Below are 244 nucleotides of genomic sequence, written 5' to 3'. Positions count from 1 at the left end.
ATCCGACACGGGAGCTTCCACCAACACGAAGTTCTCGGCCTTGACTCCGTCCACGACGTCGTTGTGGAGGATCAGGAAGCGGTCCTCTCCCCCGATCACCGCGTGTTCAGCGCCGTACTCGACGCCCTCGCGACGCGGGATGATGACGCGGAAGTCGCCTTCCGGGTTCGCCGATTCCAGCATCCAGCCTTCGCTGGTCACCTTGGAACCGACCCAGATCATCAGGTACTTCTCACTGCGGGTA

1 protein-coding gene is annotated in these 244 nt (G+C 61.9%); it reads right to left on the bottom strand.

The features are described from left to right. On the bottom strand, positions 1-244 hold a 244-nt coding region (locus tag B4920_RS27515), incomplete at both ends, for a hypothetical protein (protein ID WP_216820122.1).

The organism is Zoogloea sp. LCSB751, assembly GCF_002028455.1.
Taxonomy (GTDB): Bacteria; Pseudomonadota; Gammaproteobacteria; order Burkholderiales; family Rhodocyclaceae; genus Zoogloea.
The sequence above is the reverse complement of the archived record's forward strand: the minus strand, read 5'-3'. Positions and strand labels throughout refer to the sequence as shown.